This window comes from Actinopolymorpha sp. NPDC004070, from assembly GCF_040610475.1.
GTDB lineage: Bacteria > Actinomycetota > Actinomycetes > Propionibacteriales > Actinopolymorphaceae > Actinopolymorpha.
This window is the reverse complement of record NZ_JBEXMJ010000007.1, coordinates 97,474-110,364: the sequence shown is the minus strand read 5'-3', so window position 1 is coordinate 110,364 and position 12,891 is coordinate 97,474. Positions and strand designations below refer to the sequence as shown.

The following is a 12,891-nucleotide window of genomic DNA, read 5'->3' as shown; positions in this document are numbered from 1 at the left end:
CGGCAGGTTCCCGTAGCGAGCCGCCGTGGGCCGCTACAGCGCCTCCGGCCCGTGCTCGCCGGTTCGTACCCGCACCACGGTCTCCACCGGGACGACCCACACCTTGCCGTCCCCGATCTTGCCGGTGTGTGCGCTCTTGGCCACGACGTCGACGATGTCGTCCACGTCGGCGTCGTCGACCACGATCTCCACCCGGACCTTGGGCACCAGGTCCACTTCGTACTCCGCGCCCCGGTAGACCTCGGTGTGTCCCTTCTGACGCCCGTACCCGCTCGCCTCGGTGACCGTCATGCCGGAGACTCCGAACGTCTCCAGGGCCGCGCGTACCTCGTCCAACCGGTGTGGCTTGATGACGGCGGTCACCAGCTTCATCGGGTCCAGCTCCCTTCCTTCTCCTCGGCCGGCGCGTCCGCCGGCCCGTCCTCTGCGTCCTGACCCGACTCCTCCGACGCCGGCTCCTCAGACCCCGACTCCTCCGACGCCGACTTCTCCGGCGCCGGCGACTCGACGACGCGGGCGCCGTGCTCGGTACGCGTCGTCGCGCTCCGGGAGAGGGCGTGGGTGCGTGAACCGCCGCCGATGGTGCTGAAGTCGTACGCGGTCTCCGCGTGCTCGGTGAGGTCGATGCCGCTCACCTCGTCATCCTCACTGATCCGGAAGCCCATCGTCTTGTCGATGACCTTCCCGATGACGTACGTCAGCCCGAAGGAGTACGCGAGCACCGCCACCGCCGCCACCGTCTGGCGCCACAACTGGTCGAACCCGCCCCCGTAGAACAGGCCGTTCACCCCGGCCGGCGCCGCCGCGGAGGCAACGAAGCCGATGATCAGCGTGCCCGCCAGGCCGCCGACGAGGTGGACGCCCACCACGTCGAGGGAGTCGTCGAAACCGAACTTCGTCTTCAGCCCGACGGCCAGCGCACACAGCACACCCGCGGCCAGGCCGACCAGGATCGCGCCCAGCGGCGTGACCGACGCACACGCCGGGGTGATCGCCACCAGACCGGCGACCGCACCGGACGCCGCGCCGAGGGTGGTGGGCTTGCCGTCCCGGATCTTCTCCACCAGGATCCAGGCGAGCAGGGCGGCGGCCGTGGCCACCTGGGTGTTGATGAACGCCACACCCGCGGTGCCGTTGGCCGACAGCGCCGACCCCGCGTTGAACCCGAACCATCCGAACCACAGCAGGCCCGCCCCCAGCAGGACCAGCGGAAGGTTGTGCGGCCGCATCGGGTCCCGGCGCCAGCCGACCCGGCGGCCGAGGACCAGTGCCAGCGCGAGACCCGCCGCGCCGGCGTTGATGTGCACGGCGGTGCCGCCGGCGAAGTCGAGCGCCTTCAGCTTGTCGGCGATCCAGCCGCCGTTGCCGTTGTCGAAGAAGAAGACCCAGTGGGCGACCGGGAAGTAGACGATGGTCGCCCACGCGACGATGAACACGATCCACGCGCTGAACTTCGTACGGTCGGCGATCGCACCGGAGATCAGCGCCACCGTGATGATGGCGAACATCGCCTGGAACGCCACGAACACCGTCGTCGGAATCGTGCCGGACAAGGACTTCTCGCCGATCAGGCCCTCCAGGCCGAAGTCGCCGAGCCCGCCGATCAGCCCCCCGCCGACGTCCTTGGAGAACGCCAGCGAGTAGCCGTAGAGCACCCAGAGAATGCTCACGACGCCGATCGCGGCGAAGTTCATCATGAGCATGTTGAGAACGCCCTTGGCCCGGACCATGCCGCCGTAGAACAGCGCCAGTCCGGGTGTCATCAGTAGTACAAGTGCGGCACTGGCCAACACCCATGCGGTGTCGCCGGCACTGAGCTGGGGCATCGCGTCTCCTCCTGTGGAGATCCGAAGCTGTGCGCTGGGGGGGCTTCGGGAGCCCGGCCGACCGGAGTCGGCAGCGGCAACGGCGCCGCCTTCGAGCGAGCTCACGAGGATGCGGCAAGACTTGTCGGGGCGTGTTTCGTGAGCGGGAGTGCGATGTTTCGGGCCGATGACGGAGCCGGGCGCGAGTGTGAATTCCGTGTGAACGTGGGGACGGATCCCCTCACTCCTCACATGGAGGTACGACCAGTGCGCGCAGCGGGACGGCGGCCTTGACCAGCATCTCGTCCCATTCGTCCGCCGGGTCCGAGTCCAGCACGATCGCCCCGCCCGCGCCGACGGTGAGCCGTCCGCGGTGGATCACGGCAGTCCGGATCACCACGCTCAGGTCGGCGGTGCCGGCCAGCCCGAAGTGGCCGAGCGCCCCGGAGTAGATGCCGCGCGCCCGGGTCTCCAGCCGGTCGAGGATGCGCATCGTGGACAGCTTCGGCGCACCGGTCATCGAGCCGGGCGGGAAACAGGCCCGGGCGGCGCGCACCGCGGTCACGTCGGCCCGCAGCCGGCCGCGCACCGTGGAGACGAGCTGGTGGACGGTGGCGTAGGACTCCACCGAGCAGAACGCGGGTACGCCGATGCTGCCCGGCTCGCACACCCGGCCCAGGTCGTTGCGGACGAGGTCCACGATCATCAGGTTCTCCGCCTGCGCCTTGGTACTCGCCGACAGCTCCTTGCGGGCCAGGTCGTCGGCCGCCGGGTCGTCGCCGCGGGGCGAGGTGCCCTTGATCGGCCGGGACTCGGCGTACCCCTGGGCGTCCACCCGAAGGAAGCGTTCCGGCGACGCGGACAGGACGTGGACGTCGTCCAGGCGCAGGTAGGCGGCGTACGGCGCGGGGTTGCGGCGGCGCAGCCGGCAGTACGCCTCGAAGGCTTCGGCCGTCTCACCCGCCCCGCCCGCGAAGGGCAGCTCCGCCGTGTCGGTGAGGCAGATCTCGTAGCTGTCACCGGCCCGCAGCCGGTCCAGGCAGTGCCGTACGTCGCGCAGGTAGGTCTCCCGCGGACGTGCCAGCCAGGGTTCGGGATCGGGCTCCGGGCCCCCGTCCAGCACCGCGTCGTTTGGCTTCTCCGGGGCACTCGAGGTGAGGCCCGCGAGCCTGGCGGCCGCGGTGTCCAGCCAGCATGCGGGAGTCTCCGCGGTGCCGAGCTCGACCACCCAGGCGCGTCCGGCGACGTGGTCCAGGGCGAGGTATCTCGTCGCCGCCAGCCAGTACGCGTCCGGCAGCTCCGACCGGTGCGGTGAGGGCGCACCGTCATGGGCCCTCAGTTCGTAGCCGAAGTAGCCGACGTAGCCGCAGGCGAGATCGGCGGGCAGCCCCGCCGGGACGTCGGTTCGCCGGTCGGCAAGCCGGCGTTCGAGCCGTTCGTAGATGGTGGTCGTACCCGGCGCGACCGACGGCGCCGGAACGCGGTCGGTGAGGATGTCGGCGTGCGGGCCGGCACACTCACCGAGGACGGAGTACCTCGCGGATCCGCCGGCCATCGGGCTGATCTCGCTCATGGCGCTCATGGCACTGTCCAGCCAGTAGGCGTAGCGACTGGCACCGAAGAGGGCGCGGAACGCCTGCTCGGCGTCCGGCATGGCCGGCAGCTCCCGGCAGCGCAGCACCCACCTCGTCACCCGGCTCAGCGTAGGCCGCCGGCACCGGGCCACTGTCAACCCGGCCTGGACAGCCGCGTCGACTCCCATGCCCAACCTCTGTCAATGCCGGGTTTCACCCGCTCGGCGTACCGGGAGACGATGTGCCCGTTCGGTGAGGCCCTGCTGCCCTGTTCGGCCGAACGATCACCGGCATAGCGTCGCTGGTGGAGTCGTCCGGAAGGCATGTCCTCGGGAAGACATGATGGCCGAGTACGAGGAGCTGGCCCGGGAGCTCAGCAGACTCGTGGCGCAGAACGGACCGCACGCGCCGCGGCGGATCTGCGAGGCCGTCGTGGCCTCGTCGCTGGCCGACGGCGCGGCGGTGACGTTGATCAGCGACCCGGATCGGCAGGAGCCGATCTGTGCCACCGACGAGATCGCCACCCGCCTGGACGAGCTGCAGTTCAGCCTCGCCGAGGGGCCCTGCCTGGACGCCCACAGTCTCGGCCACCCGGTGCTCGTGTCCGACATAGCCGATCCCGCGGACACCCGATGGCCGGGGTTCGCCGACGGGGCCCGTGCCACACACGCCCGGGCGCTGTACGCGCTGCCGATGCGGATCGGGGGCGCCAGGCTGGGGATCCTGGACCTGTACCGGCTGGCGCACGGGCCGCTGTCCCGGGACGAGCTGACGATCGCGCTGCGGGCCGCGGACGCGGCGACCTGGGCGGTGCTCAATCCCAGTGCCGGGGGCCGGACGGCTCCACCGGAGCTGCTGGAGGAACTCATCGGCGGAGGGCTGGCGCGGGCGGAGGTTCATCAGGCCACCGGGATGGTCGCCGTCCAGCTGAACGTTCCGGTCGCCACGGCGTTGGCACGGCTACGGGCCCACGCCTTCGCCGAGGACCGGCCGCTGATCGACGTGGCCCGCGACGTGGTGGCACGCAGGCTGGCCCTCGATCCGGGCGATGACACCGACCCCGAAATCGACACCGACACCGACCTGGGCTGACGGTGATCATCATGACGACCACACCCACCCGAGGCGAAGGACCCACCCGAGGCGAGAACGCCTTTCCGGTGCAGTTCGCGGACCTCACCGAATCACTGGTCCACGACTACGACCCGATCGAACTGCTCGACCGGGTGACGGCGATGTGCGTCGACCTGCTGCCGGTGCAGGCGGCCGGGGTGATGCTCGCCGACCAGTGGGGAGCGCTGGGCACCATCGCCTCGTCCAGTGAACAGATGCATCTGCTGGAACTGCTGCAGCTGCAGACCGACCACGGTCCCTGCCTGGAGTGCTTCCGCACCGGCGAGCCGCTCAACACCGTCGACCTCGGCGGGCCGGACGCGAGCAGGTGGCCGGAGTTCGCCGAGCGGGCCACCGCCGCCGGGTTCCGGGGGATCGCGGCCATGCCGATGCGGCTGCGCGGTGACCTGATCGGTGCGCTGAACCTGCTCAGCGAGCAACCGGTGCCGCTGTCGCCGTACCAGCACCGGGTCGGCCAGGCACTCGCCGACCTGGCCACGATCGCGGTCGTCCACGAACGCACCCTGCGCCGCCCGGAGCTTCCGGTCGAGCAGCGGCTCGCGGTGCTCAACCAGCGCGTGATCATCGAGCAGGCCACCGGCATGATCGCCCAGCACGGCGGCTACGACATGGCCGAGGCGTACGCCGTACTGCGCCGGCGCGCGCGGGAGACCGGCCGGCGCCTCACCGACCTGGCCACCGCCCTGGTCGAGGGACAGCTCGCCGTCTCCGAGGCCGACCCACCCGCGACGTAGTGACCGGGCCCGCGGCGGGCTCACCCGACAATCGAGGCAGGTGACACATGCCGCTGGACCGCCTGCGACTGATCGACGAGCTGGCCGCGATCGTGACCGACGCCGATCGGGTCACCGAACTCCCCCAGCGCGTGTGCGACACCGTCGTGGACCTGCTGCCGATCGACGGCGTGGGACTGTCCCTGATGAACTCCGGCATCGCCGGCGGCCGCACCCTGCTGGGCGCCAGCAACGACGTCGGCGCGGAGATCGAGGAGCTGCAGTACAGGCTGGGTGAGGGCCCTTGTGTGTCGGCGTTCCACGACAACCAACCGGTCCTGGTCCCGGACCTGCAGTCGGCGGAGGCGACCGTTCGCTGGCCGATGTTCACCCGCGAGATAGCACCCATGGGAGTGCGGGCGATCTTCGCCATGCCGCTGCGGGTCGGCACCGCAAGTCTGGGGGTGCTGGACTTCCATCGCGTCCACCCCGGTCCGTTGCTGGAGGTCATCGAGGCACTTCTGGTGGCCGACGCCGTGGCGGTCGTGCTGTTCAACTACCAGCTCCGGCAACAGCAGACGGACACCCTGCCCGACCTGTACGAACTGTCCCGGCTGCAGCACGAGTTGGTCCACCTCGCGATCGGGATGGTCTCCGGCCAGCTCGACATCCCCAACGAGCAGGCCATCGACCTGCTGCGTGCCTACGCCTACGAACACGGCGAACGCCTCAACGACGTCGCCGAGCAGGTCGTGGAACGCCGCCTGCGCCTGACCCTCGACACCTGAGGGGAGGGCCAGGCGCTCGGCCGCCGTGGGCTAGGCGGGTGAGAGCACGTCCTCCAGCTCGGTCAGCAGCCGCGCCTTCGAGCGCGCGCCGACCAGCGACTTCACCATCTCCCCGCCGCGGTAGACCTGCATCGTCGGTACGGCCATGACATGGGTGGCCATCCCGGTCTGCGGGTTCTCGTCGTAGTTGATCTTGACCACCCGGAGGCGGTCGGCGTACTCCCCGGCGATCTGCTCGAGCACCGGCCCGAGCATCCGGCACGGCCCGCACCAGGTCGCCCAGAACTCCACCAGCACGGGCAGATCACTGCCCAGCACCCGGTCGGCGAAGGTCGCGTCGGTGACCGCCTCGAGTTCCTTGCCGGCGGACGGGCAGGACGCGCGGGAGGGGTTGTCGTTCAGCAGCATGTCGAATCTCCAACGGTGTGGTCGATCTGGGCGGAGGCCCTCCGCTGCACGGCGGTCGCCAACTGCGCCTGGATCTGGTCGCGTACGGCGCCCAGCCGGGTGAGGCAGTCGTCGATCTCGGCGAGCTTGGCGCGGTAGACCTGCACGGAGTGGGGGCACACGTCGCCGGCCTCGTGCCCGGACCGCAGGCACTCCACGAACGGCCGCGTCTCCTCCAGCGAGAACCCGATCGCCAGCAGGGACCGGATCTCCTCGACGATCCGCCGGTCGGTGTCGCCGTAGTCGCGGTAGCCGTTCGCCGCCCGCCGGGCCGCCAGCAGCCCCTGCGACTCGTAGTACCGCAACGCCCGCGTGGTCGTGCCGGTTCGTTCGGCAAGCTCTCCGATGCGCATCTGGCCTCCTCGACCACCGAACCTAAACCTTGACGTCGGCGTCAACGCCAGCGCGCGGCCGGAGATTTCCGCGGCAGTTCGGCTCCTGCGGGGTCTAAAGGCCCAGGGCGGATCCTTCGGTACGCGGGTCACTGCCGCCGGTGAGCACACCGGTCACCGGGTCGCGGGCGATCACCTGGGCTCCGCTCTCCGCGCTCCAGTCGCCGCCGACCGCCACGTCGTGCCCGCGCTCGGCCAGCGCCGCGGCGTACTCCGCGCCGGCCCGGCCCTCCAGGGTCAGCGTGAACCTGCCGTCCTCCCCTGCCGACGGGGAGCTGATCCACAGCGGCTGCTCGACCGTCTGCTGCGGGTCCAAGCCGTGGTCGAGCAGCCCGGTGATCACCTGGAGGTTCCACTGGGGCTGGCGGTCACCGCCCGGCGTGCCGCCGACGACGCTCATCCGGCCCTGCTGGTCGGCGATCAGGTAGCAGTTGAGCGTGTGCATCGGCTTCTTGCCGGGCGCGAAGACGTTGGGCGAGGCCTCGTCGAGGGAGAACGCCTGGCAGCGGTTGTTGAGCAGGACCCCGGTGTCCCCGGCCACCAGGCCGCTGCCGAAGTTGGCCGCCACGGACTGGATCAACGAGACCATCATGCCGTCACGGTCGGTGACGCACAGGTAGGTGGTGTGGCCGGGATCGAACGCGCCGGCGGGCACGTCGTGGCGGGCCTGCCGCCCGATCAGGCCGGCCCGCTCGGTCGCCCAGTCCTTGGACAGCAGCCGCTCGGTCGGCGAGGCGACGAACGCCGCGTCGCCGCAGCAGTGGGCGTACCGATCGGCGAACGCCAGCTTGGTCGCCTCGACCAGGAGATGGGTACGTTCTGGTGAGGCGGCGCCCATGCCGGCGAGGTCGAAGTGTTCGGCGATGTTCAGCGCCTCCAGCATCACCAGCCCCTGGCTGGGCAGGCAGGTCTGGAACACCCGGTGGCCCCGGTACGTCGTGGACAGCGGAGCCGACACGTCGGTGTGGTGGTCCTTGAAGTCCGCCGCCGACAGTGCACCGCCGGCCTGCGCCATGAACGCGCCGATCCGCTCGGCGATCTCGCCCTGGTAGAAGACCTCGGGGCCGTTCGCGGCGACCTGCTCGAGGGTGCGCGCAAGGTCGGCCTGCGCGAGCACACTGCCCGGCACTGGCGGCCTGCCGTCGGGAAGGAACACCCGCGCCGAGGTCGGCGCAGCGGCCAGCAGGTCGGCGAACTTCGTGATGAAGCCCACCAGCACCGGCGAGACCGGATGCCCGTACGCATAGCCGATCGCGGGCCGGGCGAGGTCGGCGAACGTCCGGGTGCCGTGGCGCTCGAGCAACGTGAACCAGCCGTGCACCGCGCCGGGCACCGTCACCGACAGCGGGCCTCGCCCCGGCAGGTGGACCCCGTCGCCGGCGGCCCGCATCGACGCAGGACTCGCCGCACGGGGCGCGATTCCGCTGCCCTGGAAGGACGTCACGGTGCCATCGGGACCGGTCGCCGCGGGGTCGTGCACCAGCGCGAACAGGTCTCCGCCCAGCCCGCACATCTCCGGCATCACCACCGCCGCCACCAGCGCCGAGGCCACCGCGGCGTCCACGGCGTTGCCGCCGTCGGCGAGCACCCGCTGCCCGGTGCCGGTCACCAGCGGATGGGCCGAGGCCACCATCCCGCCCTCGGCGAACACCGGGGCGATCCGGCGGCGGGACCAGGGGAAGCCGGTGGTTTCCGTGGTCCCCGTGGTTTCCGTGCTCATCGTGCTCCCTTCTCGGGCCGGAGTCGTCCGGCGTACAGCAGCATGATCGTGAAGTTGTCGGCGTACGGCGAGTTCTGCAGCAGCGGGTCGCTGTCGGGCGGCCACGCGGTGACCCGGACCCCTTCCAGGGCAGGGTTGTTGCCGTGCCGTTCGAACAGCGGGATCATCGGCAGCAACTCGTTGAAGGCCAGGCCGAGAGTGGTGACGGTGGCCCGCTGCGCCGCCTCGTCGAGCCCCTCACCCGCCTGGATCACCAGCCGCTGCAGGTCCACGCGGCCGCGCACCTTCGTGGCCTGCCGCAACGCGAACCCCATCCCCCTGCCACCCTGGTTCGCCGCCACCGGGATGTTGTGGATGAACAGGTCCTGCACGAAGGCGAAGTGCGGATGCGGGTGCGCCGAGGTGCCCCACGACTGGATGGCCAGGGAGAAGTTGCCCTTGTCCACGTCGATCGGCTGCTGGGACTCGGTGACTCCGCGCGGGGTGACCCTGATGCCGAAGTCGGACAGCTGACGGGCGGCGTTCTCACCGGAGGCCGACCAGTCGGCGTACTCCGCGGGGAAGGTGATCTCGTACTCCGCGGGCTTTCCCTGCGGTGTCAACCACCGCTTGCCCTGACGGCGCCATCCCGCTCCGGTCAGCAGCCCGGCCGCCTTGTCCTGGTCGAACTCGTAGGGGTCCAGCCGATCGCGGTCGGCCGCGGACATCCACTGGGGTACGAGGTTGTCGGAGAACCCCGCCAGGTAACGCACGCCACGGCCGGACCTTGCCAACGACACCTTGCCGTTGAGGTCCCGGTCGATCGCGTGCGCGACCGCCCGCCGGGCCGCCGGGTCGGCGAACTCCCGCAGCCGCGCGAGGTTGAACAGCAGCGCGGGCCCGGAGTAGACCGGCGGCCGGATGATCCGGAAGCCCTTCCTGACAAGCTGCTTCTCGGTCGCCACCGGAAAGCCGTGGGTGGCGTAGTCGAGCCTCTTCGCGAGCACGACCGGAGTGATCGTGGTCGTCTCGCCGTTGTGGACGATCACCTTGTCGAAGGCGATCCTGTCCGCGGCGTACCCGTGGGGGTTCTTCACCAACGTCAGCTGGGCGTTGGTGATGGTGTCGTAGCTGTAGTCGAACGGGCCGGACACGACCGCACGTTCGGGCCGGAACGCCTGGAACTCCTCGTTCAACTGCTTGCCCTCGGGGGTGTCCAGGTCCTTGCCGGAGCCGAAGAGCCGCTGCGCGCGGCGCGCCCACGGACCGTAGGTGGCGTCCGCGTGCAGGTGCTGTCGGAGCACGTAGCGTTCCACCACGGTCGAGGGCTTCTTCATGGTGAGCACGACCGTGCGCTCGTCGGGCGCGCTGACGTCGTCGAGGTAGTCCCAGAGCGAGTTCCGCATGATCCGCAGGCACCAGAAGGTGGTCACCGCGTCCTTGCTGGTGATCGGCCTGCCGTCACTCCACTTCAGCCCGGACCGTAGCGTGCAGGTGAAGGTGCGGGCCGCCTCGTCGACGTGCCACTTCTCCAGCAGCATCGGTTCCCACTTCTGTTCCTTCCACCGGTACATCGCGCCCGGCGCGAGGATCAGGTCGAGGTAGAAGTGGTCACCGAGGATGGCATCGGTCACGCCGTCCATCAGGTTGAAGTGGCCCTTGGGCGGCACCTGGTACGCCGTACCGCCGTGGAACTCCGTGGGCGCACCGGCCGCACCCGGATCGCCGCCCTGCCGGCATCCGGCCAGCGCCCAGGCACCGGCACCGGCTCCCATCGCGGCCAGGACGTCCCGCCGGGTCAGCTGTGGAGCGCTCGAAAAGTGTGAGGGCATCTGCCGATTGTCCAGGCGGTACGCGACGGCTGGATAGCGTCGGGCAGCCCGCAGTCCTCGATAGGACAGGAGTTTCCGGATCCGGATGACCGGCGTGTTACATCAGACCAGTGCTTCGTACACTCGCCCGATCGCGTCGGAGGCGATCGCGAGGCCCTCCTCGGCCTCGTCCTCGGTGAGGGTGAGCGGCGGTCCGATCCGGACGACGTTCCCGTGCAGTCCACCCTTGCCGACCAGCAGCCCATCGCGCCGGCACTCCGCCAGCACCATCGTGGCGGCCCGCGGACTGGGCGCGTCGGTGCCCGGCTCGACCAGCTCCAGACCGATCATCAGGCCCTTGCCGCGTACGTCGCCGACGATGCTCGTACCGTCGGCCAGGGCCCGCAGCCCCGACATCAGCTTCGCGCCGAGCTTGGCGGCGTTGGCCTGCAGGTCGTGGGCGAGCAGGTAGTCCAGGGTGGCGTTCGCGGCGGCCATCGCCAGCGGGTTGCCGCCGAACGTCGACAGCCCGCTCGCGTTCAGCCCGTCCATCAGGTCCGCGCGGGCGACCACGCCGCCGATCGCCAGCCCGCCCGCGGCGCCCTTGGCGAACGTCAGCACGTCGGGCACCACGTCGTGTGCCTGGTAACCCCAGAAGTGCTCGCCCGTGCGGCCCCAGCCGGTCTGCACCTCGTCGGTGACGAAGTGGATGCCGTACTCGTCCAGCACCTGCTTCATCGCGCCGAACAGCCCGTCCGGCGGGGTGGCGAACCCGCCCACGCCCTGGATCGGCTCGGTGATCATGCAGGCGACGTCACCCGCGGTGGTGGTCTGGATGACGTCGCGCAGGTCCTCCACGCACGCCTCGATGTAGTCGGCGTCGGACAGATGGCGGAACGGGCTGCGGTAGCGGTAGCCGCCGTACACGTAGCTCACGTGCACCGGCGACAGCGAGCTCGTGCCCCAGCTGCGGTTGCCGGTGATCGCCACCGTCGCGAACGCCCGGCCGTGGTAGGAGTTGCGCAGCGCCAGCACCTGGTTGCTGCGCCGGGCGTGGGTGGTGAGCAGTAGCGCGGCCTCGTTGGCCTCGGTACCGGAGTTGACGAAGAACACCTTCGCGTCGGGGATGCCGGACAGCTCCGCGACCCGCTCGGCGTACTCCACCTGCGCCCGGCCGAGGTAGGCGGTGGAGGTGTGCACCACGCCGGTGTCGAGCTGGCGGCGGACGGCCTCGGTGATCTCGGGTACGCCGTAGCCGAGGGAGTTGCTCAGGATCCCGGCGAAGAAGTCCAGGTAGGTCCGGCCGTCGCCGCCGGTGATCCGCCGCCCCTGCCCGCCGACGATCTCCAGCGGGTCGTCGTAGTAGAGCGCCTGCCAGTTCGGCATCACCGCCCGGTGCCGGGCGAGCAGGTCGCCGCCCCGGTCGATGCTCCCGTCGCCGCCCCGGTCGGTGCTGGTCATCGCCACTCCTCCTGCGTCGGTGTGCTGACCCCAGCCTCGCACAGCAGGTCGGCCGAGACCTCCCAGAGGCTATCGGCGATGGCCGGATCGAGCGCCCATTCCTTGACGCCGTGGGGGTGCCGCGCGAGGTCGGCGTCGTTCGGCACGGTGTACGCCTCCTGCGCGTCGTCGAGGTAGTGCCCGCCGGAGTGCGCGAAGGCCGGGTGGACGGCCGCGACGATGCTGGTCGCGGCCCCCTGCCCCACCGTCTTGTAGGTGAAGACGCCGGCGGCCTCGGCCGCGTCCAGCGACTGCCGTTGTTGCGGGGTGAAGTTCCGTTGCAGCCCGGTGGCGACGCCGCCGGGGTTGACCGCGTTGGCGACGATCCCGTCCGGCCCCCATCGCCGGGTGGCCTCGACGGCGAACAGCGAGTTCGCCGTCTTCGACTGGGCGTAGGCGAGCTGCGGGTCGTAGTCGCGACGCTCGAAGTGCAGGTCACCGAAGTCGACCCCGGAACGCATGTGCGCGGTCGAGCTCACCGCGACGATCCGAGCCCCGTCCCGGTCCGAAGCCCCCAGGGCCAGCGCGCCGTGCAGGCCGGCAGCGAGCGCGAAGTGGCCGAGATGGTTGGTCGCGAACTGCAGCTCCCAACCCTCGCGAGTTCGCTCGAGGCCGCCGGTGACCACGCCGGCATTGTTGATCAGCAGGTGCAGCGGGCCGTGCCACGCGTCGGCGAACCGTACGACGGAAGTCGCCTCGGCCAGGTCGAGCCGAGCGACGTGGGGTCGGATTCCTCCGGTGGACGCAGCGATCGCGCCGGCGACAGCGTCGCCCGCGGTCGGGTTCCGGACGGCGAGGGTGACCTCCGCGCCGGCGGCGGCCAGCGCGCGAGCGGTCTCGGTCCCGATTCCGGAGGAACCTCCCGTCACGACGGCGCGGACCCCGGTCAGGTCGACGCCTGCCAGTACGTCGTCCGCGGTGCTGGCGGCGGTGAACGGGGTGGAGATGAGCGGGGACTGGGCCATGACCGCGACTATACACATTAGACCCAAGTTGTATAGCTAGACCATCGCTCCGTATGCTCGGCC

The 12,891-nt window shown here is 70.6% G+C and carries 12 protein-coding genes; 3 read left to right on the top strand and 9 right to left on the bottom strand.

All coding sequences use genetic code 11. From position 1 onward, the window contains the following. Positions 1-33: 33 nt before the first annotated feature. The 3 genes from ABZV93_RS14590 to ABZV93_RS14580 form a co-directional block, all read right to left on the bottom strand. Positions 34-372, bottom strand: a complete 339-nt coding sequence (locus ABZV93_RS14590) for a P-II family nitrogen regulator (protein WP_092883188.1) — start codon at positions 370-372, stop codon at positions 34-36. Beyond that, positions 369-1,826 (bottom strand): ammonium transporter, encoded by a 1,458-nt coding sequence (locus tag ABZV93_RS14585; protein ID WP_354935109.1) that lies wholly within the window; start codon positions 1,824-1,826, stop codon positions 369-371. Before ABZV93_RS14585 ends, ABZV93_RS14590 begins: the two co-directional genes overlap by 4 nt. 220 nt (positions 1,827-2,046) lie before the next feature. Next, positions 2,047-3,498, bottom strand: a complete 1,452-nt coding sequence (locus ABZV93_RS14580; RefSeq protein WP_354935106.1) for an anthranilate synthase component I family protein — start codon at positions 3,496-3,498, stop codon at positions 2,047-2,049. A 223-nt stretch (positions 3,499-3,721) separates the two neighbouring features. On the opposite strand from ABZV93_RS14580, the gene ABZV93_RS14575 reads away from it, so the two are divergent. From ABZV93_RS14575 to ABZV93_RS14565, 3 genes are read left to right on the top strand one after another with little or no spacing between them, the layout of a single operon-like run. Continuing rightward, positions 3,722-4,471 carry a GAF and ANTAR domain-containing protein gene (locus ABZV93_RS14575; RefSeq protein ID WP_354935103.1) on the top strand — a complete coding sequence of 250 codons (750 nt, stop codon included), beginning with the start codon at positions 3,722-3,724 and terminating at the stop codon, positions 4,469-4,471. An 11-nt stretch (positions 4,472-4,482) separates the two neighbouring features. Continuing rightward, on the top strand, positions 4,483-5,247 hold the full coding sequence (locus ABZV93_RS14570; protein WP_354935100.1) for a GAF and ANTAR domain-containing protein: 765 nt from the start codon (positions 4,483-4,485) through the stop codon (positions 5,245-5,247). Positions 5,248-5,294: 47 nt separating this feature from the next. Then, positions 5,295-6,014, top strand: a complete 720-nt coding sequence (locus ABZV93_RS14565; protein ID WP_354935097.1) for a GAF and ANTAR domain-containing protein — start codon at positions 5,295-5,297, stop codon at positions 6,012-6,014. Between the two features lie 30 nt (positions 6,015-6,044). On the opposite strand, the gene trxA is transcribed toward ABZV93_RS14565, so the two are convergent. From trxA to ABZV93_RS14535, 6 genes are all read right to left on the bottom strand, one after another. After that, on the bottom strand, positions 6,045-6,422 hold the full coding sequence (gene trxA / locus ABZV93_RS14560) for a thioredoxin (protein WP_354935094.1): 378 nt from the start codon (positions 6,420-6,422) through the stop codon (positions 6,045-6,047). Beyond that, a complete protein-coding gene (locus ABZV93_RS14555; protein ID WP_354935091.1) occupies positions 6,413-6,814 on the bottom strand; it encodes a MerR family transcriptional regulator in 402 nt (133 codons plus the stop codon). The genes trxA and ABZV93_RS14555 overlap by 10 nt, the downstream gene beginning before the upstream one ends. 94 nt (positions 6,815-6,908) lie before the next feature. Continuing rightward, on the bottom strand, positions 6,909-8,573 hold the full coding sequence (ggt, locus tag ABZV93_RS14550; RefSeq protein ID WP_354935088.1) for a gamma-glutamyltransferase: 1,665 nt from the start codon (positions 8,571-8,573) through the stop codon (positions 6,909-6,911). After that, positions 8,570-10,384: an ABC transporter substrate-binding protein gene (locus tag ABZV93_RS14545; RefSeq protein WP_354935085.1), complete on the bottom strand. Its 1,815-nt coding sequence runs from the start codon at positions 10,382-10,384 to the stop codon at positions 8,570-8,572. Before ABZV93_RS14545 ends, ggt begins: the two co-directional genes overlap by 4 nt. Before the next feature lie 102 nt (positions 10,385-10,486). Continuing rightward, positions 10,487-11,824 (bottom strand): aspartate aminotransferase family protein, encoded by a 1,338-nt coding sequence (locus tag ABZV93_RS14540; RefSeq protein WP_354935082.1) that lies wholly within the window; start codon positions 11,822-11,824, stop codon positions 10,487-10,489. Continuing rightward, positions 11,821-12,828: an SDR family NAD(P)-dependent oxidoreductase gene (locus ABZV93_RS14535; RefSeq protein ID WP_354935079.1), complete on the bottom strand. Its 1,008-nt coding sequence runs from the start codon at positions 12,826-12,828 to the stop codon at positions 11,821-11,823. Before ABZV93_RS14535 ends, ABZV93_RS14540 begins: the two co-directional genes overlap by 4 nt. Between the last annotated feature and the right edge of the window lie 63 nt (positions 12,829-12,891).

Bases quoted from the DNA above. Each gene is read 5' to 3' on its own strand.
- ABZV93_RS14590 (WP_092883188.1), bottom strand. From the start codon at position 372: ATGAAGCTGGTGACCGCCGTCATCAAGCCACACCGGTTGGACGAGGTA.
- ABZV93_RS14585 (WP_354935109.1), bottom strand. From the start codon at position 1,826: ATGCCCCAGCTCAGTGCCGGCGACACCGCATGGGTGTTGGCCAGTGCC.
- ABZV93_RS14575 (WP_354935103.1), top strand. From the start codon at position 3,722: ATGGCCGAGTACGAGGAGCTGGCCCGGGAGCTCAGCAGACTCGTGGCG.
- ABZV93_RS14570 (WP_354935100.1), top strand. From the start codon at position 4,483: ATGACGACCACACCCACCCGAGGCGAAGGACCCACCCGAGGCGAGAAC.
- ABZV93_RS14565 (WP_354935097.1), top strand. From the start codon at position 5,295: ATGCCGCTGGACCGCCTGCGACTGATCGACGAGCTGGCCGCGATCGTG.
- trxA (WP_354935094.1), bottom strand. From the start codon at position 6,422: ATGCTGCTGAACGACAACCCCTCCCGCGCGTCCTGCCCGTCCGCCGGC.
- ABZV93_RS14555 (WP_354935091.1), bottom strand. From the start codon at position 6,814: ATGCGCATCGGAGAGCTTGCCGAACGAACCGGCACGACCACGCGGGCG.
- ggt (WP_354935088.1), bottom strand. From the start codon at position 8,573: ATGAGCACGGAAACCACGGGGACCACGGAAACCACCGGCTTCCCCTGG.
- ABZV93_RS14545 (WP_354935085.1), bottom strand. From the start codon at position 10,384: ATGCCCTCACACTTTTCGAGCGCTCCACAGCTGACCCGGCGGGACGTC.
- ABZV93_RS14540 (WP_354935082.1), bottom strand. From the start codon at position 11,824: ATGACCAGCACCGACCGGGGCGGCGACGGGAGCATCGACCGGGGCGGC.
- ABZV93_RS14535 (WP_354935079.1), bottom strand. From the start codon at position 12,828: ATGGCCCAGTCCCCGCTCATCTCCACCCCGTTCACCGCCGCCAGCACC.